At 37.9% G+C, this 24,013-nt stretch carries 20 protein-coding genes and 1 other RNA gene; 10 read left to right on the top strand and 11 right to left on the bottom strand.

Annotated features, from left to right (window positions below; translation table 11 throughout):
* Positions 1 to 22 precede the first annotated feature (22 nt).
* Entirely contained in the window at positions 23 to 3,235 is a 3,213-nt protein-coding gene (locus FTV17_RS00970) for a LysM peptidoglycan-binding domain-containing protein (RefSeq protein WP_179997792.1), read from the bottom strand.
* Between the two features lie 215 nt (positions 3,236 to 3,450).
* On the opposite strand from FTV17_RS00970, the gene dnaQ reads away from it, so the two are divergent.
* From dnaQ to nudC, 3 genes are all read left to right on the top strand, one after another.
* Complete coding sequence (gene dnaQ, locus FTV17_RS00965; RefSeq protein WP_179997791.1) at positions 3,451 to 4,890, top strand: DNA polymerase III subunit epsilon; 1,440 nt, start codon at positions 3,451 to 3,453, stop codon at positions 4,888 to 4,890.
* Between the two features lie 119 nt (positions 4,891 to 5,009).
* Entirely contained in the window at positions 5,010 to 6,650 is a 1,641-nt protein-coding gene (locus tag FTV17_RS00960) for a chemotaxis protein (protein ID WP_179997790.1), read from the top strand.
* Positions 6,650 to 7,408: an NAD(+) diphosphatase gene (gene nudC, locus FTV17_RS00955; RefSeq protein ID WP_035266832.1), complete on the top strand. Its 759-nt coding sequence runs from the start codon at positions 6,650 to 6,652 to the stop codon at positions 7,406 to 7,408. The genes FTV17_RS00960 and nudC overlap by 1 nt, the downstream gene beginning before the upstream one ends.
* A 23-nt stretch (positions 7,409 to 7,431) precedes the next feature.
* Here nudC and FTV17_RS00950 read toward each other — a convergent pair whose 3' ends face one another.
* From FTV17_RS00950 to FTV17_RS00935, 4 genes are all read right to left on the bottom strand, one after another.
* Positions 7,432 to 8,313, bottom strand: a complete 882-nt coding sequence (locus FTV17_RS00950) for an alpha/beta hydrolase (protein WP_179997789.1) — start codon at positions 8,311 to 8,313, stop codon at positions 7,432 to 7,434.
* Positions 8,313 to 9,005 carry a BON domain-containing protein gene (locus FTV17_RS00945; RefSeq protein ID WP_179997788.1) on the bottom strand — a complete coding sequence of 231 codons (693 nt, stop codon included), beginning with the start codon at positions 9,003 to 9,005 and terminating at the stop codon, positions 8,313 to 8,315. Before FTV17_RS00945 ends, FTV17_RS00950 begins: the two co-directional genes overlap by 1 nt.
* A gap of 64 nt (positions 9,006 to 9,069) precedes the next feature.
* On the bottom strand, positions 9,070 to 9,486 hold the full coding sequence (locus tag FTV17_RS00940; RefSeq protein ID WP_179997787.1) for a YraN family protein: 417 nt from the start codon (positions 9,484 to 9,486) through the stop codon (positions 9,070 to 9,072).
* Positions 9,487 to 9,500: 14 nt separating this feature from the next.
* Entirely contained in the window at positions 9,501 to 10,430 is a 930-nt protein-coding gene (locus tag FTV17_RS00935) for a penicillin-binding protein activator (protein ID WP_179997786.1), read from the bottom strand.
* 11 nt (positions 10,431 to 10,441) lie between these two features.
* Between FTV17_RS00935 and rsmI the strand changes: the two genes are divergently transcribed.
* Positions 10,442 to 11,284 (top strand): 16S rRNA (cytidine(1402)-2'-O)-methyltransferase, encoded by an 843-nt coding sequence (gene rsmI / locus FTV17_RS00930; protein ID WP_179997785.1) that lies wholly within the window; start codon positions 10,442 to 10,444, stop codon positions 11,282 to 11,284.
* 39 nt (positions 11,285 to 11,323) lie between these two features.
* On the opposite strand, the gene FTV17_RS00925 is transcribed toward rsmI, so the two are convergent.
* The 5 genes from FTV17_RS00925 to FTV17_RS00905 form a co-directional block, all read right to left on the bottom strand.
* Positions 11,324 to 11,572: a hypothetical protein gene (locus tag FTV17_RS00925; protein ID WP_035269751.1), complete on the bottom strand. Its 249-nt coding sequence runs from the start codon at positions 11,570 to 11,572 to the stop codon at positions 11,324 to 11,326.
* A gap of 170 nt (positions 11,573 to 11,742) precedes the next feature.
* Positions 11,743 to 12,981 (bottom strand): FAD-dependent monooxygenase, encoded by a 1,239-nt coding sequence (locus FTV17_RS00920; RefSeq protein ID WP_179997784.1) that lies wholly within the window; start codon positions 12,979 to 12,981, stop codon positions 11,743 to 11,745.
* Positions 12,978 to 14,186 (bottom strand): FAD-dependent monooxygenase, encoded by a 1,209-nt coding sequence (locus tag FTV17_RS00915; RefSeq protein WP_179997783.1) that lies wholly within the window; start codon positions 14,184 to 14,186, stop codon positions 12,978 to 12,980. The genes FTV17_RS00920 and FTV17_RS00915 overlap by 4 nt, the downstream gene beginning before the upstream one ends.
* 196 nt (positions 14,187 to 14,382) lie before the next feature.
* Complete coding sequence (gene pepP / locus FTV17_RS00910; RefSeq protein WP_179997782.1) at positions 14,383 to 15,702, bottom strand: Xaa-Pro aminopeptidase; 1,320 nt, start codon at positions 15,700 to 15,702, stop codon at positions 14,383 to 14,385.
* 82 nt (positions 15,703 to 15,784) lie between these two features.
* The gene (locus FTV17_RS00905; RefSeq protein WP_179997781.1) at positions 15,785 to 16,405 is read right to left on the bottom strand and encodes a UPF0149 family protein; all 621 of its coding nucleotides are present in this window, start codon (positions 16,403 to 16,405) and stop codon (positions 15,785 to 15,787) included.
* Between the two features lie 65 nt (positions 16,406 to 16,470).
* Between FTV17_RS00905 and FTV17_RS00900 the strand changes: the two genes are divergently transcribed.
* From FTV17_RS00900 to FTV17_RS00885, 4 genes are all read left to right on the top strand, one after another.
* On the top strand, positions 16,471 to 17,022 hold the full coding sequence (locus tag FTV17_RS00900) for a hypothetical protein (protein ID WP_035269763.1): 552 nt from the start codon (positions 16,471 to 16,473) through the stop codon (positions 17,020 to 17,022).
* Between the two features lie 2 nt (positions 17,023 to 17,024).
* Positions 17,025 to 17,309: a cell division protein ZapA gene (locus FTV17_RS00895; RefSeq protein WP_179997780.1), complete on the top strand. Its 285-nt coding sequence runs from the start codon at positions 17,025 to 17,027 to the stop codon at positions 17,307 to 17,309.
* A 101-nt stretch (positions 17,310 to 17,410) separates the two neighbouring features.
* A non-coding RNA gene (gene ssrS, locus FTV17_RS00890) (6S RNA) lies at positions 17,411 to 17,594 on the top strand.
* Positions 17,595 to 18,013: 419 nt separating this feature from the next.
* A complete protein-coding gene (locus FTV17_RS00885) occupies positions 18,014 to 18,988 on the top strand; it encodes a hypothetical protein (protein ID WP_179997779.1) in 975 nt (324 codons plus the stop codon).
* 254 nt (positions 18,989 to 19,242) lie between these two features.
* On the opposite strand, the gene FTV17_RS00880 is transcribed toward FTV17_RS00885, so the two are convergent.
* Complete coding sequence (locus FTV17_RS00880) at positions 19,243 to 20,499, bottom strand: putative solute-binding protein (protein WP_373687168.1); 1,257 nt, start codon at positions 20,497 to 20,499, stop codon at positions 19,243 to 19,245.
* A 226-nt stretch (positions 20,500 to 20,725) separates the two neighbouring features.
* Between FTV17_RS00880 and FTV17_RS00875 the strand changes: the two genes are divergently transcribed.
* Both FTV17_RS00875 and lon read left to right on the top strand, forming a co-directional pair.
* The gene (locus FTV17_RS00875) at positions 20,726 to 21,340 is read left to right on the top strand and encodes a 5-formyltetrahydrofolate cyclo-ligase (protein ID WP_179997778.1); all 615 of its coding nucleotides are present in this window, start codon (positions 20,726 to 20,728) and stop codon (positions 21,338 to 21,340) included.
* A 116-nt stretch (positions 21,341 to 21,456) separates the two neighbouring features.
* Positions 21,457 to 23,883: an endopeptidase La gene (gene lon / locus FTV17_RS00870; RefSeq protein ID WP_179997777.1), complete on the top strand. Its 2,427-nt coding sequence runs from the start codon at positions 21,457 to 21,459 to the stop codon at positions 23,881 to 23,883.
* The last annotated feature ends 130 nt before the right edge of the window (positions 23,884 to 24,013 follow it).

Below are 24,013 nucleotides of genomic sequence, written 5' to 3'. Positions count from 1 at the left end.
ATTCCTGATTGCTTAAGCAGACTTAAGAATGTGGAACTTTAATCGTAGCACCAATCTGTAAAGGTGTGTTTGGTTTCAAACCATTCATTTCTGCAAGCTGATCAATGTCTATACCAAATCGATTCGCAATTCTGTACAGGGAATCACCACTACGGACTTTATAATCTTTGACGACTTTAGGAACTTGAATAATTTGACCTCTTTGTAATCCAGCACGTAGGTTCAGCTTATTGAGGTCAGCAAGTTCTTTTGCAGTCATATCAAATCGTGTAGCTATAACATGAAGAGACTCGCCTGATTTGACAACATAATCCTCTGTATCTCGCGATTTTGATTGACGGACTGTTGTTTTTTCAGTACTCGCTGCTGTCTTTTCAACATCGCCACTTACTTTTAATTTTTGACCAATTTGAATGACTGATCTCGAGTTTAGATCATTCAACGTAAGTAATGATTGAAGCGACATATCATATTGTCGCGCAATGCTTGCTAAGGTCTCTCCACTTTTCACAGTGTGAGACTCCACTTTCTCAGCAACCGAATTATTTCGTGTCGAACTCGGCTTTGTGGAAGCTTTATTTTCATCTTCTTTCAAATTCAGCTTTTGCCCAACTTGTAATCCTGCATTCGTTCGTAAGCCATTCATTTCTGCTAACTGTGCAACAGAAAGATTATATTTGCTTGCAATGGCATTCAAGCTATCGCCTGATTGAACAACATATTGCTCTGGTACTTTAGATCCCGCTGGTACTTTAATGGTTTGACCAACCATTAATCCTTTTTCAATATCCAAATTATTCAGTGTCGCCAACTCAACAACGGTTAACTTATTCGCATTTGCAATGTTGTACAACGTATCTCCTCGTTGTACGCGGTAAGTTTCAGTCTGAATTTCCGGTACAGTTTTAGCATTACTCGCGCGAGTCGTTGATGAAGCTGTAGCAGATTGCACTTCTTCTAAAGGAACATTAATTTTTTGACCCGCGTACAGGCTACTATCAGCTTTCAGTCCTGAGCTTAATGACGCTAACTCTTGAGTCGAAAGTCCGTATCGATCAGCGATTAACTTTAAGTATTCACCGCGTTTGACCGTATAAGATTTCGTTTGAACCTTAGTTAGCGCTTGTTCAGTTTTGCTTGATTTAGATGCTTGAGACTGGATTAGATTTAACTTCTGCCCAACCAGTAAATTACTATTGATAGTCAGACCATTCAATTCAGCCAATTGTTGGACACTTAAATCAAACTGGTTTGCAACACTAGTCAGACTATCATTTGCTTTTACAATATAAGTTGCTGGCTTTACATCCGTTTTCTGAGCAGATGTCACTGGTTTAGCATCGTAGAGATATAGGGTCGCACCTACATATAAGGTTGCATTTGGATCTACTTGGTTCCATTTTGCAATATCTCTCCAACTTACGCCGTTTTTCATTGCAATAATTGCCAGCGTGTCACCAGGGAGCACCGTATACGTACTACGCTTACCCTTAGGTGGTTCTACAACCACTTCACTTTCAGTTTTCTTAAATGCCTTGCCTTGATTAAGCTGGGCTTCCTCAGAAGTAGGCAATGTACTTTCTGCTACAGATTTAGGATAAGCAAAGCCAACTTTAACTTCTGAACCTTGTCCTGCTGCCACAGACTGACTTGTTTGAATCGCAGTTAATTTAATCTTGCCATCCAACGGATCGACAATCTCAGTACCTTGAGGTGCAATGGCACTAATCTCTCTAACGACTTCCGCTTTTTCTGCTTCAGTGGCCTGTGGCTCAATGACCGAGGCAATAATTTGATCAGAACTCGTAGTTGTTGTGTTTTTTTCAGGTGCAATTGAAGCTAAGATTTTGGCTTTTTCTTCAGCAGTGATTTCTGGTTCTACACGTACAGGTTTAACATTTTGCGCCGGTGTAACAGCAACAGGTATACGAGGTGCGCTTGGCACCACTGCCGAAGCAGCAAAAGCTGCCAATGCATCAGAACCAGAAGGAGTCCTACCCTTCGAAGTTGAAATTGTTGTAGAAACTGAAGGTGTTTGAGTATTATTAACTGGCTTCGCTGTTTGAGTTGCCAATACGGAAGCATTTGAAGCTTTTGGTGTATTTACTGTCGTTGTAATTGTGGTTGCTGGCGTAGATGTAGAAACAGGGCTTGAAGCGCTCGCCCATAGACCTGTACTGCTTGGTTTAAGTGCTTTCAATTTACGATCAATATTTGGATTTAAATCTGCTGGAATTAAAATTCGCTGTAGACTTTGAGGATCAATAATATCACCACGATGCCCTGGATTCAGTTGATAAAGTTCTGCACGACTTAAGCCTGTCAAAGAAGCAATTTCGCTTAAACTCGCACCTGCTGGAACTGGAACTTCTCTAAAGTGAGGACGATTCGCAATTGGTGGTAATCTTACGCCATACTTTTCAGGGGATTTGATAATCTGTGCAACCGCAAGGAAACGTGGAACATAGTTCATTGTCTCTTGAGGCAAACGTAATGACCAATAATCTGTAGGTAACCCAGCAGCCTTATTACGGTTAATCGCTTGTTGAATACGTCCAGGACCAGCGTTATAAGCCGCTAAAGCTAATTCCCATGATCCGAATTGGTTATATAAACTTCCTAAAAACTCGTAGGCTGCACGTGTAGACTCAACTACATCACGGCGTCCATCATACAAATTAGTCTGTCTTAATCCATAAATACGACCTGTACTTGGGATGAATTGCCACATCCCTGCAGCTGCCGCTGAACTCGTTGCAGCAGGATCATAGGAACTCTCAATGACGGGAAGTAAAGCAAGTTCTGTAGGTAATCCACGGCGCTCTGCTTCCTTTACAGTATGATAAAGATAACGAGAAGCTCGAGCGGATAAACGATCCAGATAAGGCTGACGCGTAATAAACCAACTTCTTTGAGCATCAATCCGTGGATCCCACTTTGTTTCATCCATTTTAAAACCAACGGTCATACGTTTCCAAACATCGCCGTGCTTTAAAATAAGTAAACGATCACCTTCAACTGCACGCATATCAGTTGCAGATAAAAGATCTTCAAGTGAATCTAAACTACTGGCATCTAACATGCCGAGTTGATTCGTCTTTTGCGTCTTTGCAGAAGTGGGACTCGCTGTACAGCCAGTCATTACGCCTAATCCGGTTACTGCGGAAGTAATTACTGAAATTTTAAATAAAAAAGTTGCAGATGGCTGCCACACTGCGGTGGTTGTTTTAGACATACAAATTCCGAAAGACGCATAGTAAATTTATTTTATATAAGCCATTTTAGAGGAGCTCGTTGTTCAGGCAAGTCTCTTCTTGATGAGTAATTGCTTATAAATGTTACAAGACATTAAAAAATATCCAGTTATCGCACTGATGTTTCGCATTTACGTATACAATAAAATTTCCGAACTTGATGTTCAACACTTTATTCGATTGATTGGTTCAAACTATGTCTGAAATAACACTTTATGTTGATGGCGCATGTCGTGGTAATCCTGGGCTAGGTGGCTGGGGTGCATACATCATCACTAAGGATACAGAACATAAAATATGTGGTGGTGAACCAGACACGACCAATAATCGTATGGAGTTAACCGCTGCAATCGAAGGAATCAAATTTTGTCCTGTTGATACAAAGCTTATCATTTGGACAGACTCAAACTATGTAAAACGCGGTATTACTGAATGGATCAGTGGTTGGAAAAAGAAAAATTGGAAAGACGTAAAAAATCCTGATTTATGGCAAACTTTGGATCAAGTTTGTCAAGGTCGAGACATTGAATGGAACTGGATTAAAGGTCATGCAGGACATCCAGGCAATGAAATGGCAGATCAGTTAGCTAATCAAGGCGCTGACCAAACGGCTGAACAATTTAAAAACTCCCTGCAAGCGAATGATAAAAAAAAACAGTCTGAAGATTGGTTGCTCAATGATCCGTTTGGTTTAGATCTCAATGATCAAGATGAAGAAGTTGAAGAAGAAGTTGAAATTGAATTAGCAGAAAATGATGATCAAGCTGAATACAGCACGGACGAAGTCACCTCTAACTCCTCAGATATTGTTAAGGATATTATTAAGACAGTTGATGCACAGGACTTAAATTCTGAATCTGTAGAACAAAGCGTTCCTCAGTTAGCTGAAAAATCGCATCCACATATTGTGGTCACACCTGCTCGTTTAAATTTACAGGGACCACGCCAACTGATTTTAGATACGGAAACTACAGGTTTTTATTATCAAGATACAGACCGTATTATCGAGGTAGGTGCGATTGAAATGATCAATCGTAAACTGACAGGAAGTTCAATTCACATTTATATCAATCCCAAAAAACCAGTCGGTGAATCTGAAGCGATTCACGGTATTTCTGATGATTTTTTGAAAGATAAACCTATATTTGAAGAAATCGCTGCTGAACTGTACAAGTACTTAAAAGGTGCAGAAATTATCGCACACAACGCAACTTTCGATATGAACTTCTTAGATATGGAGTTCAAACGTGCTGGCTTTGGTACGCTTTCAGAAGTCTGCGCAGTGACCGATACACTTGCAATGGCAAAAGCGAAACATCCAGGTCAAAAGAACTCATTGGATGCATTAGTGAAACGCTACGAAGTTCCACAGCGTGATCGTACCTTCCACGGCGCCTTACTGGATGCAGAAATTCTGTCAGATGTTTATTTAGCCATGACAGGTGGTCAAGTTTCATTTGATATCGATGCACTCTCAGCGCATGATCATCATTCTGAAACTGGACAAAATCAGTATCAAAAAATTGAGGTAGATTTACCAATCATTTATGCTTCTGATGAGGAATTAGCAGCACACCAAAAATGGATCGAAGATTACCAAGAAAAAAATGGTGAGCCGTGTTTATTTGCTAAATAATCTGCCATCTGCTTGATTCATTTTGTAAAGTACGATCAGTTCGGCTATATTCATTTAGAGCAAAAATTCCCCTTATCTGGGCTCTAAGCAAAATTAATGGCCAACATAGGTTTCGATCGATGTCTTATCAAAGTTCAATTTATTTTGACCCTACAGCATTACTTATTGTTAAAAAAGAAATTGATCAAATCATCGATCAGGTCGAAAATACAGTATCAGAGCTTATCGAGGATCAAACACTTCCTTTTGGGATAGATGACGCATTCATTCGACTTGAGCAATCCAATCAAGTTTTTGCCATGATCGAGCTTCCTCATCTCGCACAACTTGCACACTACTGTGCGCAAGTCATGTCAAAGATGATGCAAAATCCAACTGCAAAAAACCTGAAATACGCTGCTGCATTAAGTGATGGTACAACGATGCTAAAGCGATATATCGAATTTATTTGCTTACGTGAAGTCGATGTCCCCCAATTTCTCTTAGATACACTTAACCATCTTGAGCGAGTATTGAACATCCCTTGCACAGCTTTGGGTAATGGAATTCAGACCACTCAGAAACAATTAACTTTAACACCGCAAGCTTCATCGAATCAGATTAATTCATCTGATTATTGGAATACACTATATAAAGATTGTTTAATAAAATTAGTGACGCAAAATGAAACTGAAGACGATTTTGATCGTTTTAAACTCATTGTAGATCATATAGCACTGCTCTCTCTTGAAACACCGAGTCAACAATATTGGCTTCTGATGCAAATCGCATTTAATCAACTTGACCAACTCATTCTCAGTGATGCACGCCTAAAATGGTTGGCTAAAATTGGCAGTCAAATTCGGGAGTTTTTAAATGCACCCCAGCATTTTCAGGTCGATGAAACTGACTTTGCTGATGCTTTAGCGATTTGTATTAGCCAAGAAAACTACGATTCACAAATGCTTCGTGAGTATTTTCAAATCTCGGACAACATTTTGACTGATGTTCAACTACAAATTTTTAGTCGCCATCTGTTTGGACCTGATCAAAGAACAATGGATACCGTTGCTCACTTGATTACAGAAGAATTGAATCAATTAAGATTAGATATAGAAAGTCACTATCAAAGTTTTACCGACGATCAAATTTTAGATATTCGCTTAAAGCTGTATCGTATGGCAAATATCTTTTTAGTCATGAATCTTAATGAAGCTTATGCAGAGATGAAACTGCAAGCAGATCATTTTCATCGAACCTATATTCAACAAAATGCCGATTTTGCTCAACGATTAATGAACAGCATGCTATCGGCTATGAACTCTATCGGGATTTTGAAGCGAAATTTTGCACCAACTCGCATTCAACTTGATGTGAATAATATGAATATATCACTGGATCGGCTAGATGATGCACATGAAACGCTGCAAAAAGAAGCTCGAATTCTCTTGCAAGAACTAGGCGATAAACTTTTTCAAAACAATGATGTTCAAGACACAAATGATTTATTAAACATCACAACCAATTTAAGACAATTAAGCGGTGCTGCTCTATTTCTTGATGCTCAAATATTAAGTAATGCGCTAAAAAATAGTGCTGAGGCGGTTGAACACTATTACGATATTCAGAAATCACTCACCCATCAACAACTTCAGCACATTCTAGATGTGCTTGCCAGTCTAGAACTTCATCTTGATGGCTTGAAGTATGATTATCCTATTCATAAATCAGTATCTGAGACTGCACTCATCAGCAGTCAAAAAATTAAAGCGGTTGCCTAATGTCTGAACTCTCTGTTGCTTATATTTTTAAACAACACCAACTTCTCGTCGATGAAAACTTCCAATTACCACGTGTTGAACGTTTAGAGAGTGATCTGATTTTCAAATCTGGTGATCAGGTAATTGCACGAGATCTACATATTGAAGAAGCGATTCCTGAAGGTTATCAACTTGTGCCAATTCGACAGTTGATCACTCAATGGTCTAAGCAACAATTTGAACAAGCGAGCCGAGCAGTTCAATTATTAGAATGGCGTCGTAATCATAAATTTTGCAGTCATTGCGGTACAGAAACAGATGTGCACCGTTCAGAATATGCCATGATCTGCCCAGCATGTAATTATCACCAATACCCTCGTGTTCAACCTTGTGTCATTACCGTAATCACACGAGGTGACAATGAAATTTTGCTGGCGAAAAATGCAAAAAATAAATCCAATATGTATGGATTAATTGCAGGTTTTGTCGAAGTTGGTGAAACTTTAGAAGAGGCTGTGCAACGCGAAACCATGGAAGAAATTGGTCTAAACGTTAAAAATATTCAATATCTTGCCAGCCAACCTTGGCCATTCCCAAGTAATTTAATGATTGCTTTTCGGGCCGAGTATGATTCAGGTGACATTGTGCTTCAAGAAGATGAAATTAGTGATGCCCAATTCTTTAAATTTGATGATTTACCAGAAATTCCATTTGCAGGAAGTATTGCGCATGCCATGATTCAACATGTCATTCACAATACTCCTTTCAAATCTGAATAAATCAAATCCGAATCGTTATAGATTTATTTGAAGGACTCTTCTAAAACTTTCAGGATGAGAGATCGAGTTTTGAAGAGTCGATCAAATAATGTGGCAGTTGTTGCCATGATTGATACATGTCCAGTACGAGGCACCCGAATGAGCTGGCTATGATTCTCTACAGCTAACAGTGCTTGATGCATCTCTTCAGAATTATGATCTTTTACCAACGTATCTTGATCTGCTAGAAAAATATAGTGCTGAATATTATTTTTCTCTACAAAATAGTATGGCATCACCGCTTTGAAATTTACTGCTTTATCGAATGCATGTTCAGATAAATGATCACCTAGATAGTTAAAGTGATAGGGTCCAGCCAAACCAATCAACGCTTTAATTCGATCTCGCCCTTCAAAGTCAATGAATGAAGGATGGTAAATCAGTGACATCACATTAAAAGCACCAGCAGAATGTCCGATAAGCGCTATTTGATCTGCACAAATACCATATTTATCAGCACTTTTGATTAAATACTGAATTGAATCTGCAAGGTCAGTTACGTAATGAGGAAAAATATGTTCTGGCGCCAGATGATAGTTTATTACGGCGAGGTTATATCCAGCACGTGTCAAACTTTCTCCAAGAAACTTGTAATCGTCCTTACTTCCTCTACTCCATGCACCACCATGCACGAATATAACTAAAGGTTTATTCGCTGGCGCTTGGCAAACATAAAGATCCAGTCGTTGCCGAGCTTTAAGACCATAAGCAATATTTCTTTTTACAGAATAGCCTTTATTTGAGGTCAATTGATTTAATGCCAAACCACCCAAATTATATGGGCGAAAAGCATTTAGTTTTTGATTCAATTCGGTCAGTTTTAACTGAACTGATTTCGGAAAAAATTGCGCAATCTTATTCGACATTATTGGTAACTAACACCAGCATCAGGATCAATTGCAACGGGTGTTTCAACATAAGGTTGAGTAGTCACCGCTGACGGGTTCATAAGTGATGATGATTGAACACCTGCGCCTACTTGAGCAGATTCCACATTATCAATCAAAGTGATAATTTTTGTGACATTTCCCACACGTTGCAACACTTCGATGAGATCTTGCTCTTCAGCTGTATTTAAGCGCCCCATCACATACAACACACCATCCTCAGTGTGAACCAAGACTTTACTGTCTGATACAACTGGCGCGCGCATAATTAAGCCACGTGTGTTCGCTGTCGCAGTCGCATCTTGCATAATGGTAGAGTAACCAATTTGAGGACCAACTGTGATGTAATTATGAATAGATTTCACATCACTCATCGCTCGAACATTATCTTCTGCTAACTGTTTCAAATGCGCATCAGGCACTTGACCTGTTAACAAGACATTACTGTGAAAGCTATTCACATTGACTCGAGATTGTTTAAAACGAGCATCCAATTTGTATAAATTGATTTTTGCTGTTCGTTCAATTGAAGAGTCAATAAATACCTGACCTAATGAACGAGCTCCACTCACCACCCCAACTGGTTCTGCGCCAGTTCCACCTGAAATAAAACTTGCACAGCCTGAAAGACTAGCAACACACGCCATCGAAATTACAATACGCTTCAACACTCAATCCGTCTCCTCGTGAAACTTGAATTTTTTCTATTGTTGGAAATGGCTTAGCTCATTCGGTTCATAGATTAATCAAGTCTGCATTTATTGTAAATGCATTTTCAATCCACTCGAGATCATAATCTATATCAGAAATTTCATGCTGTAACGGTTTTGCAATTTTTTTATGAAAATCAAAACAAAACACATCAAAACGATAATAAAACTCTGTATAGCTTGGAAATTTTTGAAGAAATGACATTGCTGTTTTCGCAATTTTAATTTGCTTGCTCGATGATATTGATTCTAGGGCTGAAGCATAGGTTGTTTTTGATCTGGCTTTGACCTCAACAAATACAAGCTCAGGATCACGTTGAGCAATCAGGTCTATCTCACCATAACGAGAATGAAAATTTCGAGCCAGCACAATATAACCCTGTGAGATCAATACTTTTTCAGTTTGGTCTTCAGCCCATCTACCTAATTGTTGAGAACTCATCCATTTAAGTCCTCTTAAATATTTTTTAATCTAAACCATGTTTTCTCGAAGCACGCAGGTTTTCTTTCGATCCGATGCTCTTTAAAACTCAAATGCCCAGTCTGACCTTGAATTGATATTTGATCAGGATTCTTCGTTTTCAACATCAAATCCGCCAAACGCCAAACATCTTGACCGAAGGCATTAAGACGTTGGAATGCAGCAGTATTTTCTGTTGTTTGATTAGTTTTTTTTAAAAATTGAACCATGACTGGTACATCACAGAATTTAGTTCCCTTCGGAATATCCATATTATGATCAATAGCAAAAGCCTGAACATACAAACGTTTTGAAGGCTTATTCTTCAATGAGTTGATCCACGCCATACTGCCTAAAAGCAACACCCCTTCATTTGACTTTATATCAGGCAATTGTTGGACTAGAGAAAATTTACCATGAAAATTTTTAAACACGGCATTTACAAAGCTTAAGCTCTCAGACTCAGTACCAGACTCACGCAATATATAGAGATGTTGAACTCGATCCTTTTCAATCTGTTTAATTAAGACTTGAGCATCATCAGTTTTCGATAAACTAAACTGCCACACTTTTGCATGCTTAGAAGGAACTTCATTCAGTGCTAAAACAGGAATTTTAAGCGGTTCTTTCATTATTGCTTCGACATCCTGTCTCGCTAGTGGACCAATAATAAGTTTGGTGTTTTGACTGACTTGCGTCTTTAGGATCTCTTTTAATCGTTTTTGATCCGAATTGACATATTTGATTGGCATTTCACTTTTAGACTTTTGATAAGCCTCATCAATACCATTTTTAATACTATTACTGGCTCGCGCCATAGGGCCTGAATCAGGTAAAATAACCAATACTTCCGCTTGGGCTTGGAAAATCATTCCCCATAAGCCAATACCAATGAATTCTTTTTTTATTCTTAATAGATCCAACATGGAGAAACCTTATGAGTGCTCAGTTATTTGTTGTAGCGACGCCAATTGGGCACTTAGATGACATGACTTATAGAGCAATTGATGTTTTAAAGTCTGTCTCTCTTATCGCGGCAGAAGACACACGTCAGTCCGCTCTTTTAATGAAACACTATGATATCTCAACTCCGCTTACAGCGTGCCATGATCACAATGAAAGTAACAAAATTGATATAATTATCGATAAGTTAAAAAATGGTGAAAATGTTGCACTCGTCAGTGATGCAGGTACACCATTGATCAGTGATCCTGGTTTTAAATTGGTTCGTGCAGCTCAGGACCATGGTATTCGTGTCGTTCCTGTTCCAGGTGCATGTGCAGCTATCGCAGCATTAAGCGCTGTGGGTCTACCCAGTGATCACTTTAGTTTTGAAGGATTTCTATCTTCGAAACAATCACAACGTCTTATTCAATTAAATAAACTGAAAGACAACACGCATACCATGATTATCTATGAGGCACCACATCGAATCCTAGACTCTGTAACGGATATGGTCTCTGTGTTCGGGGCTGACCGTGAAGTCGGGTTTGCACGTGAAATTACCAAAACCTTCGAAACAATCAAAAAAATGACCCTTGGAGATTTACAATCATTTATTGCAAATGATCATCACCAGCAAAAAGGGGAAATTGTATTGGTCATTGCTGGAGCAGCCACTGAAAAAGACATGCAGCAAGAAGAATTAGATAAATTACTCAATCGTTTATTGCAAAATTTATCTGTAAAAGCAGCATCTCAACTTGCAGCTGATCTCACTGGAATCAAAAAGAAAGTGGCATATCAACGCGCGCTAGAGCTCAGTGGCGCGAATGATTAAGCAAAATAAAAAAGCACCATATTGATGGTGCTTTTTTTATTAATCTTTTATTGATTCATCAGGTGGAACTTCAGTAATACGACCACCACGTGCTAGAAAAGCAGCAACTTCATCTTCCAGTGCCTGACGTTGTTTGAGTTTAGCTGTCACTGTTAATGTTTCAGCTTCAGCGACATCGGCATCAGATACAGTAACGTCACTTACGGCCGCACCTTTTTCTGCTGCTTGTGATTCATTTTCGTCTACAACACTGTCTTCGTTGTCATCAAAATCATTTGCGTCTGTCATTTCAAACTCCCCATCAATGTTTTCACGCACCTGATTGGAACGTGCTTTGATTTTTAGAGAAATGTATCAAGCTCTTTATCGTTCGCATAGTATCTAAAGCACCTCATTTGTATATTTTTTAATCATATTGGTAAAAAAATATATACTGATGATTCTTTTTAGATCAGATTTCAATTCACTTGATATCTTGTATTACTGAGCTGACTCAAACCATTCGCTTGCGACATAAACGCCGATTTTAACGCACTGATATTTTCAACTTGTTTCAAACCAAAGTTTCTCGCCCAAACAATAGGAAAAACAGGAGCAGATTCCATCCACCCAATCATAGACATACTATGCATCATGGCATCGTTTTGAAATTTACGGCGATGCTCATATTTCAATAAAGTTTGCTCATGAGCCCAAACGCCACGTGCGTAGTCCGAAAGTAGCGCATCGCATAGAATTGCTGCATCAAGGCAACCAATATTCACCCCCTGACCTGCAAGTGGATGAATAACATGGGCTGCATCACCAATTAGCGCTAAGCCATTTTTAATATATCGTTGAGCAGCTCGTGCTTTCAGTGGGAATTTTGCTCGAGGCGTTGCGGCTAATACTTTGCCCAACATATGATGACTCTCTCGTGTCAGTAATTGTACAAAATCTTCATCTGAGAGTGACGCAAATTCGTCTGCATAATCATCTGGTAAAGTCCATACAATGGATTGCCAATGACCATATTCTTGATCTTCTAAACTTGCCATTGGGAGAAAAGCCAGTGGCCCTGTTTCTAAGAAGATTTGTCTCGCAACATGTTGATGAGCTTGTTCCGTCTTGATCGCACAGCTAATACCAGCCTGATGATAATCCAAAACATCCAAATCAATCATGGCTTGTTCACGTACGAATGAGTTTGCACCATCCGCACCAATTAAAAGTTTCGTTTTCAATTGAGTTTGATCAGCGAGATGAAGAATCCAACAACCATTTCCTTGCTCAATACGTTTCACTTGAATCTGAGTACGGTAATCATCAATCTGGTCGATCATCATGCTCTGAATCGCAAGGTTTAAGATACTTGGTTCGACCATTGAACCTAATATTTGTGCTTGATCAGGTTTAGAATGCGCTGATGTTCCAAAATTGATTTCACCAAAGCCATTTTTGTTCCACACCTGCATTCCCGTGTAGGGTTGTTGACGAGCCAACTTATCCCATACATGAACATGCTTAAGCAAATGAATAGTGGCTTGACTCAATGCAAGTACACGAGGATTCAATGATTTTAAGGTCTTCTCGTGATCCAATATCGGTGCTGCATCAAGTACAGTCGCTTGAACTCCACCTTTAGCCAGCAATAAAGCCGTTAATCCACCAACTAAACCACCACCCACAATCACGACATCTAAAATAGCATCATTCATGCTTTTAACCCCATTGCATAATTGGCAACGAGTGGCTTAATACCTGGAATATTTTCAAAGCACATTAGACCTGTATTTCGCACAAATTTTAGGATTGGATTTTGATTACTAAAGCCTCGCACCACAGAATCACAAAACTTAATCACACGTTGCTGATCTTTGAGTCGAGATTTTTCATACTCTTTCAGTACAGCAGCTTCACCTAAATCGGCATTTTTGATGACTTGTTGTTTTAAATATCGGGTCAATACATATGCATCACGCATACACAAATTAAAACCCTGTCCTGCGACTGGATGAATCGTATGAGCAGCATTACCCATAAGTACAACACGTCCTACTGCTTGTTTTTCAGCCAAAACTTGAGATAAAGGAAAACTAAATCTACGACCAGTTTTCTCAAATTTACCAGCTCGATCGCCATAGGTTTTTTGAAGAGCATCTAAAAAATGCTGATCATTTTCATCACCTAACCACTCTCCCTCAGTACCTTTAGGCACTGGCCAAACAACAGAGCGACGGTATTCACCAGGTAAAGGCAACAATGCTAAAGGACCAAGTGGGCTGAAACGTTCAAAACCGACATGGGAGTGAGGTTTGGATGTCTGCACTGTAGTGACAATCGCCACTTGATCATAATCATGCACTGATGCACCAACACCAAGTGCTTTTCGACAGAAAGAATCACGTCCATCTGCTGCTATGACTAATTTGGATTTAAACTGCAAATGTTCATTCGCTTTTGATGCTTCGAGATAAGCTAAATGTTCATCCTGTTTAAGTGACGTCACTTGAACACCATCAATTAACTCAATGAGTGGATTTTTTTTGACTTCTGATAACAATACTCGTCCAAGCCATGCATTCTCAATCACTTGACCAAAGCTTTCTACTTTCTCTTGAGCCGCAATTAAACGTGCCTTACCGAAGCTTCCTTCTTCTGTGATATTTACTTCTAAAATAGGCGTTGCATATTGTTGCAGTGAATCCCAGATTCCCAATTCTTGATAAATTTGCACGCTTCGACGTGACAGCGCACTATTACGGGCATCAAAACTTGAATGATATGGTGCAAGGTTAGCATCATCATAGTTAGGATAGCTGATCGCCTCTAACAATTTCACTGCAATGTTAGTTTTAGCCAGCATAAGAGCAAGGCTTAATCCGACCATTCCACCACCGACAATGATGACTTCTTGTTGCATGTTTTGATCCTTATAAAAGCAAGCAATAGCTGCATACACATAAATTCTTAATCAAATTCATCTTACAATAAAGTTTTTACTTTTTATAATGAATTAGCGTTATTCAAGATGAAGCCATAATTCATTTTTCAATATTGAATATGACATTGAAAAAAAAGCCGATGCTTCCATCGACTTTTGAGATTTGTGACAATGGTTAACTCGCCATCAATGCTTCGATATCTTCAATAGTTTTCACTACTTTAGCAGTCAGGTTTCTCGGTCCATCTTGAGTGACAACAATATCATCTTCAATACGAATACCAATCCCTCTCCATTTTGGATCAACAGTTTCATCATCAGGAGCAATATATAATCCTGGCTCAATGGTCACCACCATACCTTCTTGATATGTTCGCCATTCTCCATCGACTTTATATGCCCCTACGTCATGAACATCCATGCCCAACCAGTGACCAGTTCCATGCATATAAAATTGACGATAGGCTTCTGTCTCAATGATTTCATCGAGATCACCCTGCATGATTCCAAGATTAAGCAAGCCTTGCACTAAAATACGAACAGCAACGTAGTGTGGCTCTTTGTAAGAGTTACCAATTCTAACCGCATCTATTGCAGCGATTTGTGCATCGAGCACTATATTATAAAGCGCTTTTTGTTGAGGATTAAATTTACCATTTACTGGAAATGTTCGAGTGATATCTGATGCGTAAAACTCATACTCACAAGCTGCATCTATTAAAACTAAATCGCCGTCATTGAGTTGTTTATTATTTTCAACATAGTGCAATATACAAGCATTTTCACCACCACCCACAATACTGTTATACGATGGTACACAGCCATTTTTACCAAAAATATAATTCAGTTCCGCTTCTAAAGCATATTCCATCATTCCTGGTCGTACAGATTTCATCGCTTGCATATGTGCTTGAGCAGAAATATCAGATGCGATTTGCATTAACTCTATTTCTTTTGGCTCTTTGTGTAGACGCATCTCATCTAAAATTGTATCTAACTGAATCAATTGTGTCGGTGCAGCGGTACCACGTCGGCTTTCACCACTTGCTTCTGCAATCCATTTTGTAATTTTTGCATCAAAACTGGCTTGTTGACCAATTCTATAAAATAATCTTTCTTTTCCTTGAAGCTTTGCGATGATTTCTTCGTCTAGTAGATCAATCGCATAAGCTTCATCCGCATCATAATCATCGACTGCACCATCAATCCCTGCACGGTAACCTGTCCAGATTTCCATTTCTCGATTGCGTTCACGACAAAATAAACTATAAGTATAACCTTCTTCTTCAGTATCAAATGTTTCAATTACAGCAACTGCTTCAGGCTCTGCAAACCCCGTTAGATAAAAAAAGCTACTATCAGCGCGATATTTATAATCAGCATCACGATTTCTAAACATTTCTTCACGTGTTGCAATAATTGCAATGCTTCTTAAGCCTATCTCTGCGGCTAATTGATCACGTCGTTTTTGAAAATCTGATTGAGTAAGTTTCATATCTTTTCTGCAGCTTAGGCTATTTAATTTAAGAAAATATAGTACTACTTATAAGTTAAGTAGTACTCTTGATTAAATGTAATCAACTTGGTCGATGAGGTGTAAACATCTCAACGACACTTTGCTCATTTTTTTTTGAAATTGTTGGTTTTGCATGTTTCAGTAATGAGCTTTCTTCAACAGCAATCTTGGTTCGTCCAACAGATAAACTCACTGGAATTAATCGAACAAATTCATAAAGTTCTTGATAGCTAATTTCACCTTCTTCATCATTATCAGAATCTTCAAACTCTACTGCTGCAATATCTTGCAAGTGTTCAATCAACTCAGATTCATCAGTACGAATATGCCCAGACGCTAATCCAAACCCCAATACTACTCCAGCACACCAATCTGCTAAAGCTTGAACACGCTCAGACAATACATGTTCATCATCAGGCAAAATGGGTAAATAATCTAATTCATCTTCTGATAAAGCATGCGAAACATCTTCAGATTCCTCAGCCAGTAAATTAAGCGCAGTAGGTTCTAATTGAGGCACATTCAATGTAGACAAAATTTGTATCCACTCCTCATGAGATGGCGGTTCAGTTACACAAACAATACCTGTAAGTAGACCATGTAACTCACTAGGACTAGTAATTTCCTCAATTGAACCGAATTGTTGGTTCCAATCTGTCCAACCTGAAATATCGTCTTGCATTCGCTTTTCCAATCTCTATACTTCTGTATATATTACCTTTGATTGCGAAACTACGCGACCTCGTTATGTTAGAACAATTACAGCGTTTACAAACGCATTTAGGCACGCTTAAACATCGTTTGTCCGAAACCGAACAAATGAATAGTTCTCTTGAAGCTAAGCAGAAAGAACTTCAGGAAACTCATCAAACTCAAACTGCTCAAAAAAATAGCGTCATCACTCAAAAGCAAGAACAGATTGAAAGTCTAAATGACAAATACAATCAATTGGATGGTATTTATAAAACTTTAAATCAAGATGCTACTGCTTTAGCAGAACGTTATAGTCGTTTAGAAAAGAGTTGTACTGATTTAAAAAATAGATTTCAGGAAATCTTGGCTGAAAGGAATGAGTTGAGAGTCATCAAAGAAAAAATGTTGGCTGAACAACGTCAAGCTCAAAAAGAAATTGATGAATTGAAGGCTGAAAATCAACGTTTAATCAAAAAAAATGAACTCGCTAAAACTAAGGTTGAGCAAATCATTCAACGATTGGCCATTTTAGGTACTGATCAAGATCATCATGCCCAAGAAATCCAACAATTAGAAAATCCGGCTGAACAAAATGAGGAAGCATAATTATGTCTGAAGTCGTTACAGTCGAGTTAAGACTAATTGAACAAACATTTAGACTTTCAACCACTCAAGATCGGAAAGATGATTTACAACGTGCTGGTGATTTGCTGAATGAGAAATTTCAAGAATTTCGTAGAAAAGCACCTAACGTAGAACACAATAAGCTCGTTATCATGGTGGCTTTAGAGCTTATGCAAGAAGTTTTAATAATGAACAAATCCTTACAAGAATATTCTCATTGTGAACGCTTACTTGCAACAATCTTGGAAGACGTTGAAAAAACTGTATAAATTTGATCTAAGTTTGCACAGTCAGTTTTACTGAGTGAATTATCACGCAAATAATGGGTACACCAAGGTTTGCCAATCTCACTCATTTCGTTATACTTAATTTCACTCTGGGATGTTCGCCAGCGGGTCTATTCCCCTGCCGATACTTAAACTTATGGATTGTGTTCTGTATATTTAGAGCGTATGCCCACCTCGAGTGGGAAACCCAGCAAGTATACGTCGCGTCCACCTTGAACTCGTCGGGTTCAGGGTAACGACACATGCAGCGGCATCTCCGGAGTCTTCAATTTCTCTATATTTATAATTCAACGTTTTCTTGTTTTATTTTTTCAATTCATACCATAAATTCTCAACTTACTCCTTTACTCAAAATATAAAAATTTATTGAAATAAGTCACACTATATTTTTATTTTTCAAATTAATTTATAATATTTATGTGTAGTGTTATTTAATTAACTTTTTTTTAGTTTTATTCTAAATAAATATTTAAATTATATTTAACAATATAAAAATAAAGCATTTAATTTGTAAATTTGGTTAATAATGACCTAGCAACTTTTCCAGAATTTAAATTATCATTCCTCTTAATAGAAATTACATAAAAAGTATTTCATTTTAATGTCTTCTTATTGTTTAAAGACTTCATATTAATAGTCAAACATCATAAACAATGAGAATAGATTTATATTTAAAGGAAGAGAATATGTCTAAATTAGTAAAATTGGCTGGGGTTGCGAGTATTGCTGCATTACTAAGTGCATGTGGTGGTGGAAGTGACTCGAAGCTTGACACGCCAAATGGTAATTATATTAAACCAGGCGATGTGAGCTCTACATTTATACCTTTTAAAGATAAGGATTTTTTAACAAAACTTAAAGAAAAGCTTGGTTTTTCAGAATCTTTGAATGTCATGGATGATCGATTTAATCAAGCATTAGGACATATGATTGGCGAAACATTGGGTGATGGACCCATTACTCGTACAGGTAGAGTAATTGAATTAACAGATCAAGGAACAAGTGCATTTACAATTTTGAGAAATTCAATTTGTACTGAGCTCACTAAAAGTGGAACTACTCAAACAATCAAGCTAAAAAGTGGTAATGATTCTTGTGCAACTAGTTTCGGCAAGGAAGTCGTAACATTTAAAGGAGGATCTATTTCGCTTACTGAAACATTAAGCTCTACCACAGTTGAGTTTAATAATGCGCTTTATACACCGTGGACTGATACATCTAAACTATATTTAGTCACTGGTAAAATTGTAAAAGATACAGTTGGTTCTAATGGCGCAATTTACTCTGTAAAAGATCCTTTAAAATTCCAGATTGTAGATAAAAATAACCCTAGCACTACATTGGAATATATGGGGCTACAGGATTATGAATACCGTTTTTTTGATGAACAATTACAAAGTGTGTCAAGTAAAGGTACAATCGTTGGCCAACCTAAAGATGCTAATTTTTCATATGCATTTAACTTCAGTGTAACTCAACCATTCGAAAAAGAGTGGTGGAGAATTTACCCGAAAGCAGGCGGTAAGTTAGAAATTATTGATGAGTACAATCAAAAGATTGTCGTTGAACAAACTAAAGATTATTCATCATCCGCATCAGTTCGCTTTAACTCAGGCGTGCCAACTAATGTGTCTTGGAGCGATATCGTTAAAAAGAAATAGGCATAAAGCCCCCATCTGGGGGCTTTTTTTAACCATTTAATTTCATATGTTGAGCATTCTCTGACATTCTGAGCTGCTCATAATGCACTGGATCATATGCGCATGCACTTATCAACAAAGTAGAAGTAACTACTGCGATAAAAATTTTCATCTCACATTTACTCTTTAACCTAGATGTGAGTAATTTAAAGCATGGCTAAAAACAAATAAAACCGATTAAAATTATAAAAACAATCTATTTTTTAGATTATTAGTTACTCATCTTGAAGCGCACACTCATAATTCTTAGGATCATCACTACATCGTATCTTTTTAAGAATAGACATCATTTCAGGATGATAATGCCCTTCTTTTGTCATCTGAATTCTAGCTTCGCGCATAATTTTCAAATATCCAGGTTTCTCAGCATCTCTTATATTCATCCAAAATTTAGGATCAATTTTAGATTCAGTTTGATCAATAAATCTATAAGCCGGTGTTAATTGCTTGGAAATAATCTCCCTTGCTATAGGCCCCATTCCAGCAGGAAATTTATTTCGATGCATAATCAATGTACCCGTTACTTGAACGAGTGGAAAACGAATAATTGCGCCTCGTACCTCGCCCTTGCTTGTCATTCCACGATAGAGTTCTAAAGGTTCAAATAAGATTGCAGGCGCTGCGATAATATCAACTTCCTTATTGTTGAATTTCCCGCCTACCGAAGTTAAATCCACTGTAACTGGTTGAGCACCAACATTTTGGACTAATTTTTTTTGGGTTGCGTCAAAACTCATTACAGCGACTTTTTTCCCAGCTGCTTTAGATAAAGTATCAATTTTACGATCATTTACCATAATATAAGCAGCACCTAAAGGCACAATACCGACAACCTCATAATCCTTATTGACCATTTTCGAGTCAAATTCAGGTCTTGCTAACAGCTGAATCACTTTAGTCAGTTGTTTATAGTTTTGAACTGCACCTATTGCATCAATACTTCCAACAAAAGAGTTGAATTGCTTGGCACGTAAATTACTTATTCCAGCACCATCACAACGTTTACTTCTAAAGTCTTCAGTTAAAACCCGTTCATCTATATAGACTTTTAAATTAACTTCAGTGGATGTTTTTTGCTTTAATTTTGGATAATTCAAATCTATCTGCATTTGTAGCTTAGCCGTACGATTGACAGTCATTTGCACGCCGAAATCTTGAGCAACTTTAGCAATTCGTGGTAATTCACTCATATAGCTCGTCGCTTGCTCAAATGCTTCACCATGAGCACCGCTCGGTGAATACACACATAAGGTGACTTGTTTCGGAATCTGTTGCCAAACTTTTGAATCATTCAGTAGTTTTTTTATTTTATTCACAGAATGGCTGGACAGTGATAAATCCAACTTAGAGCTAGTTTGAGCATTTACATGATTTGTGATTAGACCAGAAAGACTAATTACTGTCGTGAGCATAACCATACGATAAGCATGCTTGCTCTTTTTAAATAGAATACCGTAATTTTTATTTTTCATTATCGTTCCTTTTTTCTATTTTTTATGATCAGAACTTCATTGATCTGATTGAGTTCAGCTTATCGGCTTCAATTAAAAATTAAATTGACCCTAATCTTTTATTTGTTACACCTAGAGTAAATGAAAAATATACTATCGAAAATATTCAAATCAGGTTGATTAAACCTGAGTAAAAATCGATAAACTACTTACCCTTACACATTCACTTAGATTGGTATATTTTGAAATGCAGTTGCAGACACAGCTTTTAAGAAAAAATCTACGCTCTCGCAGAAGACAACTCTCAATTTTTACGCAACGACGTTCTGCTTTTCATGTTTTGTCAAAAATCCAATCTCACTCTAAATTTAAATCTGCACAAAAAGTTGGGATTTATTTAGATGCATTCGGTGAAGTCCAAACACATATCCTAATCATGCATTGCTTTTCGAAGCATAAAGTCGTTTATCTCCCAAAAGTCTCCAGACTTGATTCAACTTTAAAATGGGTTCCGATTTCAAAGCATCAATATCTAAATAAACGTTTTACTAAACATAAATTGGGAATGTATGAGCCTATGCATAGATTGGGGCAAAATGTAAAACAAATTGATGTACTGTTGATGCCCCTAGTAGCCTGTGATTATCATGGAACACGTATGGGTATGGGAGGTGGCTTTTATGATAGAACGTTAAAGCATGCGAGCAATCAACCCTATCGCATCGGTTTAGCGCATGACTTTCAATTAATCTTAGATCCTTTAAAGCGCCAACCTTGGGATCAGCCATTAGATGAGTTAATCACTCCTAAAATAAGATTAAAATTCAAACGAAGAATGTTAATTCACCCTAAATCCAATTGAATTTATCAAGATTAGTAGAAATAAATCGAATTTTATCGATTTTCACCCTTGTATTTTTTAAATTACACATCACTATAAAAATATGGCAACACCGTTGTCACTCATTAGGAGTGCTCATGACTGATATTATTATGAATGAAGAAAACTTAGAACTTCAGACCCCTAGCGTGTTACCGCTATTAGCTTTGCGTGATGTTGTGGTTTATCCCCACATGCAAATTGCGCTTTTTGTCGGCCGTGAAAAATCGATTAAAGCAGTTGATGTAGCTCGTAACAGTGACAATTTAGTTTTTGTAGTAGCTCAACAAGATTCTCTTACAGAAGAAATTGATCACGACAATTTATATCAATACGGTACTGTCGCGAAGATTGTACAAGTCGTAAATCATGAAAACGATGAAAACTGCATTAAGGTTTTAATCGAGGGTATTTATCGCTCTAAATTGGTTAACATTTACGATCAAAACGATTATTTAGAAGCTGAACACAGCCTTAGCCCAATGACGATCCGTATGGAGTCGGCAACTCAACAAACTCGCCTCGAAGAATTACGTGGTCTTTTCAGCCAATATGCTGAAGCGAAACTACGTAATGCGCGTGAGTTAATTAATGCTGCAAATAAAATCGATGATTTATTGCAACTCATGTTCTTTGTCGCTACACGCGTGCCGTTAAACATTGAAGTGAAACAAAAATTCCTCGAACACGATGAATTTGAAGCTCATTTACAAGAGTTAATGACTTATTTGCTTCAACAGTCTGAAGAACAACAGATTGAGCAAAATTTACATGACAATGTAAAACGTCAAATGGAAAAGAATCAGCGCGAATATTTTCTAAATGAAAAAATGAAAGTTATTCAGCGTGAACTTTCTGACATGAATGGCGGTGCTGAAGATGACATTGCTGAGATAGAAAAACGCTTAGCTGAAGCGGATCTTCCTGAGCATGTTCGTAAAAAAGCAGAAGGTGAATTCCGTAAGCTCAAAGCAATGCAGCCTGCATCGAGTGAAGCAGCCGTAGTTCGTAATTACATCGAAACTATTTTAGATACACCATGGAATAAGGCGAGCAAAGTAAGTATCAATCTTGCTAAAGCTCAAGATATTCTTGATGCTGATCATTATGGTTTGGATGAAGTTAAAGAGCGTATCGTTGAATATCTTGCTGTTCAGTCACGTGTAAAAAAACTACGTGGACCAGTATTGTGTCTCGTAGGTCCTCCTGGTGTAGGTAAAACCTCATTAGGTGAGTCTGTAGCTAAAGCAACAGGTCGCGAATTCGTTCGAATGGCACTTGGTGGTGTTCGTGATGAGGCCGAGATTCGTGGACATCGCAGAACTTATATAGGTGCGATGCCAGGTAAGATTGTGCAATCACTTTCTAAAGTCGGTGTAAAAAACCCTTTATTCCTACTCGATGAAATTGACAAAATGGCTCAAGATCATCGTGGTGATCCTGCATCTGCCTTGTTAGAAGTGCTTGATCCTTCACAGAATCACAAATTCAACGATCACTATCTCGATCTTGATCTTGATTTATCTGAAGTCATGTTTATTTGTACTGCAAACAGTATGAATATACCTGAAGCTTTGTTAGATCGTATGGAGGTCATTCGCCTTCCTGGTTATACAGAGGAAGAGAAAATCAATATTGCTGAGCGTTACTTAGTACCTAAAGCAATCAAGAATAATGGCTTACGTGCTAAGGAATTGAGTGTACATGAAGAAGCAATTCGAGATATCGTACAACGCTATACACGTGAAGCTGGTGTTCGAAGTTTAGAGCGTGAAGTTTCTAAAATCGCACGTAAAGTGGTTAAAGAAGCGGTTAGTAAAAAAGCGAAAAACCTTCAAATTGAAGTTAATTCTGCAAATCTACCTGACTACTTAGGGCCACATAAATTCGATTTTGGTATGGCTGAAGAAGAAGCTCAAGTCGGTCGTGTTAATGGTCTAGCTTGGACTTCAGTTGGTGGTGAACTACTGACAATTGAAGTTGCAGCAATGAAAGGTAAAGGCAAATTCGTAACCACTGGTTCTTTAGGTGATGTTATGAAGGAGTCTATTACTGCAGCGATGACCGTAGTGCGTACACGAGCTGATGTTTTGGGTATCGATTCTACTCGCTTTGAAGAAACCGATATTCACGTGCACTTACCTGAAGGCGCTACGCCTAAAGATGGTCCTTCAGCTGGTCTTGCTTTGACGACAGCATTAGTTTCAGCGTTTACTGGCATTGCGATTCGACCTGATATTGCAATGACTGGTGAAACTAGTTTGAGTGGCCGTGCAATGCGTATTGGTGGTTTAAAGGAAAAATTACTGGCTGCGCATCGTGGCGGTGTAAAAATGGTCTTTATTCCACAGGAAAATGCACGCGATTTAGTCGAAATTCCTGATAATGTGAAAGAAGGTTTAGATATCAAAGTTGTAAAATCAATTGATGAAATTTTACCACTAGCATTAACCTCTATGCCCAAACCATTAGTCAAAACACCCATTGTGAAAGCAGTTGACGAATCAAAATCTGCACGACACTAATCGGTCTTTTAAGTGAAGAAAGAGAGCTTAGGCTCTCTTTTTTTTATAAGATGTCAATGGATGCAAAATTAACAACTCATTATGTTTTAACTTTTGATTTTATAAATTCATCACTTTGAAATGTATAATA

The organism is Acinetobacter sp. YH12239 (assembly GCF_013417635.1).
Classification (GTDB): Bacteria; Pseudomonadota; Gammaproteobacteria; order Pseudomonadales; family Moraxellaceae; genus Acinetobacter.
The sequence above is the reverse complement of the archived record's forward strand: the minus strand, read 5'-3'. Positions and strand labels throughout refer to the sequence as shown.